The sequence below is a fragment of the Acidiplasma cupricumulans genome, from assembly GCF_001402935.1.
Taxonomy (GTDB): domain Archaea; phylum Thermoplasmatota; class Thermoplasmata; order Thermoplasmatales; family Thermoplasmataceae; genus Acidiplasma; species Acidiplasma aeolicum.
On record NZ_LKBH01000291.1, the window covers coordinates 1 to 4,389 of the forward strand.

Here is a 4,389-nt window from a genome sequence, read left to right on the forward strand (position 1 = left end):
TAAATTATAGTGGAATTTATAAAAAAAATGTTTTATATAATATAGATATCATGCGACATGGTAACAACTGCCAGAGAAATTGGTATTAAAAGCAGAATTGGATTATTGACAATATTTATAGCTGGCGCACTTCCAGCAATTATAGTTGATTTTGACGGATCCGCGTATTCCTTTGCTGCACCATTTATTATAAGTGCAGTTAAGCTTCCTATTTACTATCTAGGAATTCTTGTAAGTGGATATGCTGCTGGAATAGCAATATTCAGTGTTGTGGGCGGCTTTTTATTTGACAGGCTTTCTCCAAAATTAACAGTAATATCCTCAATTCTAATATTTTCGGTATTTACAATCTCCACGGGTTATTCTACAACAGCTATTGAAGTCCTCATATCAAGGCTAATTGTGGGCTTTGGTGTTGGAATGTTCCAGTCCTCGTCAATAGGCATATTAGGAGATACAAATCCAGAATTTAGGGGCACAGGTGTGATGCTCTGGGGTGTCCTTGCAGGTGTAGGTACCACAGCAGCACCCTATATATTCCTGCCATTTCTCCCAGCATATCATATACCATTCCTAATTTCTGGTATTCTCGGATTTATAGTCGCGTTAATCTTTTACATTATTATACCACCAGTATTTAAAAAGGAGGAAAAGGCCAAAAATCCCATTAAAATGGCTATTAACAGATATACAATTTATCCACTCATAGCAATGTTTTTCTTTGGCTTTACCTTATTAAATATTTTAGGGTATTATTCTGAATATTTAATAAAGATAGTTTCATTCTCAAGTTCGGAAGCTGCGGTATTAATATCCATGCTTGGTGTTGGTGGGATAATTTTTGGCCTTCCAGCAGGATTTGCCAGTGATAAAATTGGTAGGAAGCCAATACTGATTCTTGGCATAATTTTAATTTTCATTTCTATGGTTTTCATAACATACTCTCCAAAAAATTATATCCTATTCATAATTTTAACAATAATGTTTGGAACAGGATGGTCTATTTATTCAATACTATCACCAACTGCAGGTCAGGACATGGTGAAGGACGAAGCTGTTGGAAGCGCAAGTGGGGCAATATTAATGTCATTTAACATAGGAGGTATAATAGGTCCATTATTACTTGCATCATACATAAACATAAAAACATTCAGGACGGGTATGTTATACTTCATGATAATCCCTGCAGCAATAGCACTTATTATAACCGTATTCATAAAATTTCCTGGAAAAACATCAGAAATTGTGAAGGAACAGATCGAAGAGGGACTTTAAAAATTAGTATTTTTTATTTTTTCATATATTTATTAAACCATTGCAACTTTTTTTCAAGTCTATCAATCATGTTCGATGGGATTCCTGATCTGGCATGCTCATGGTTATCTCCAGGGTATCTTATAAGTTCTGAATCGATATTGTTAAGTTTTAACCCAACGAAAAACTGTTCAGCCTGCTCTATTGGGCATCTGTAATCCTCCTCGCCTGTAATTAAAAGAACCGGGGTTTTAACATTTTTCACATATGTTATTGGGGAATATTCCATTAATTTTTTCATGCCATCAGGGCTATATGGATCATCTATCTTTAATTGAAGTGTATTAAACCAAAAACCTATATCACTGGTACCTATCATGCTAAGCATATTTGAAATACTCCTTTCTGAGATGGCACATTTAAAAATATCGCTATGGGAGACAATCCAGTTTGTCATAAAACCACCATAGGAACCACCTGTAACCGCAAAATCATTTTTAAGTTTGTATTTTTCTTTTACAGTTTCCATCGCCTTTTTTATGTATTCAAAGTCCTTACCTCCCCAGTCCCCCACACATTCAGTCTCATAATCTTTTCCGTATCCTGTGCTTCCCGGAGGATTAGTAAAAAGTATGTTATAACCGTTAGAATATAGATACTGGAATTCAATATAATATATGTTACCATAGGCCGTCTGGGGGCCACCATGTATAAAAACAATTGTTGGTGCATTTTCATCCCTAAACATGAAGAAAATCTCTCCGGAATCCAGCAACATTCTTTGTGCTTTATAGCCTTTTATGTTTTCATTAAGATCAAATTCATTTTTATATTTAATTATTGATGGATGCTCGTTATCGGTATAAACGAAAACTGGAATACCATCCTCAGATATATCAAAATCCATTATTTTTCCATCAATTTCTGTTTCTTTTTTGATGCTATAATTAAATAGTGAATATAAATTGGATGTTGATTTATTTTGTCCTATAAAATAGAGCCTGTCCCTATAAAATTTTAATTTATATGGTGGGGTAAAAAACATATCTGTTAATATCGAATCATATGAATCATTTTCCACTCTTATTTCCTTTTTCTCCTCTGGAAAAATAATATAATTAATTTTCCATGGATCAAGATCATAATGCCCGCTTAAGGCTATTCTCCCAGATTCTGATATATTAAATCCATGAATAACCAAAGATTTTTCTGTTATCCTTTTTATTTTATTGCCATTAAAATCTATTTCATATATATCCGAGAGACCATAATCATCATGGTTTTCTGTGGTTTGAATTAAAAGCCTTTTGCCATTGTATGCAATATCTTCAACGTCGAAATTTCCGGAATAAACTTTTGATAAATTTTTATCAACTTTATATAATGAATACCTTTTTCTAAATAACCCTGTACCATTAAATCTGTATTTTATCTTCTCCGCAACGAAAGGTTCTTTTGGATCTGCATCCTCCACGGCAATTATAAAAATTAGGTCACCTGCTATTATGTATTTTTTAATTTTTTTAAATACAGCAATTGTTTGTGGTTCAGAATTTTTCTCAATTTTAATCAATGTTTCAGATTTATCATCATATTTAATATAATAAAGAGTTTCATCAATAAATGACGGTAGTCTCTCACTATTTCCAAATGTTAATTTTTTTGGTTCGTCGTCTAAAAGTTCCATTATATAAGAAGCATACTTTTTATTCTCTATTGTTTTCACCGTATAAAAAATTCTATTGCCATAGGAATAAATATCTCCTGCAAGGTTTATACTATAGGCTTCCTGGGAATTCATTTGTAAGAATGTAATTTTTCCTTAAATAATTTTTGATATCTAATACGGATAAATTCTGAATAACATGTGGAATAGCAATATGATTCTTATTTAAAAATTTTTAAATTATTTTATTAGGCCATCTAAAACTTCATAATAAGTCCTGCAATTGTCTAGGTTATTGATAGTTTAAACTTATATGTATTTAAAGAGATATATAAAGAATGATTGATATAAATAAAAGGAGAGGCATAATTGAAAATAAATTAACATTTGTTATAAAAATTGGAATTAAGTTAAGGAAAAAGAATAATCAAGGTATAAATTAATATCTGAGATAGAAAGAACTTTTTCCATACTTGAAAGGATAATGAATGCAGGGAACATATGTTATATAAGGAATGTATCATATGATACAATTATGGAATTGAAAACAATTGCATAAAATTTAATGGCAATATTAAACATAAAGGAAGAAGAAAAACCAAAGGAAATAAGGAAAATCGCCACTTGTTATAAAGATGAGATATCCCATTATTTGAACAAAAACTTTAAATTATTTACATGAAATGTATAGTATGAAAATTACATCTTTTGAGGCATCAATATTTTTTTATTTACAGAGAACTGTATAATTAAGAATATTATTAAAATTATGGTGAACATAATTGTTGATACTACTGCCAGCTTTAAAAGCCCAGATACTGTATCCTCAAGAGCCTGAAAATATCCAAATAATACATAAAATAACATGCCATTGATGCTTATCCTGTATTTATTAAATTTTATGAAAATTCCAATAACCGCCATAATTATTAATGAGGCAGCAAACCATCCGGCAAAATTTGATAAGGGAACGCCAAAATATATGCCGGGTTTTATCCAGTGCCATAAATGCAGTGAAAACCGTGGATCGAATGATAGGTCCAATATAACCATTAAAAATGGTACCGAATACAGTCTAAAATTACCTGCAATTCCTGCAAAATAAATAATTGAAACCCAAAAAAGAGGTATTGCATATGGAACTCCATATATCCTGGGCCCAAGCAATGATGTATAATAGTATCTTCCAAAGGGATAACCCGAATTAACTCCTATTATTTCTATTAATAATGATGTAAAGTAACCCAAAAAAATAAATTTAATTGTGTTTTTTGAACCAAGATAATTTAATGAATGGTAAATATATATAAATATAAAAATGATTTCATATATAATTGCAAGTTCATAAATATGGGAATACTCGTATATTAAAAGCATAATAATGCCGAAAATTAGATATGTATATACAGCCTTCCAGCATCTTTCCATTATTTTATAATGGCAGAATAGAATTTTAATATTTTTTTAAA

Annotated in this window: 3 protein-coding genes; 1 reads left to right on the top strand and 2 read right to left on the bottom strand. The window is 30.8% G+C overall.

Going from position 1 to position 4,389, the window contains the following annotated elements:
• Nucleotides 1–57 precede the first annotated feature (57 nt).
• Entirely contained in the window at nucleotides 58–1,275 is a 1,218-nt protein-coding gene (locus tag AOG55_RS07925; RefSeq protein WP_055041146.1) for an MFS transporter, read from the top strand.
• Nucleotides 1,276–1,288: 13 nt separating this feature from the next.
• Here the strand turns inward: AOG55_RS07925 and AOG55_RS07930 are convergent, their stop codons facing one another.
• Both AOG55_RS07930 and AOG55_RS07935 read right to left on the bottom strand, forming a co-directional pair.
• Entirely contained in the window at nucleotides 1,289–3,055 is a 1,767-nt protein-coding gene (locus AOG55_RS07930; protein WP_055041147.1) for an alpha/beta hydrolase family protein, read from the bottom strand.
• A 564-nt stretch (nucleotides 3,056–3,619) separates the two neighbouring features.
• Nucleotides 3,620–4,348 (bottom strand): carotenoid biosynthesis protein, encoded by a 729-nt coding sequence (locus tag AOG55_RS07935; protein WP_054964530.1) that lies wholly within the window; start codon nucleotides 4,346–4,348, stop codon nucleotides 3,620–3,622.
• Nucleotides 4,349–4,389: the final 41 nt, after the last annotated feature.

Coding starts and splice junctions, on each gene's coding strand:
- AOG55_RS07935 (WP_054964530.1), bottom strand. CDS start 4,348: ATGGAAAGATGCTGGAAGGCTGTATATACATATCTAATTTTCGGCATT.
- AOG55_RS07930 (WP_055041147.1), bottom strand. CDS start 3,055: ATGAATTCCCAGGAAGCCTATAGTATAAACCTTGCAGGAGATATTTAT.
- AOG55_RS07925 (WP_055041146.1), top strand. CDS start 58: ATGGTAACAACTGCCAGAGAAATTGGTATTAAAAGCAGAATTGGATTA.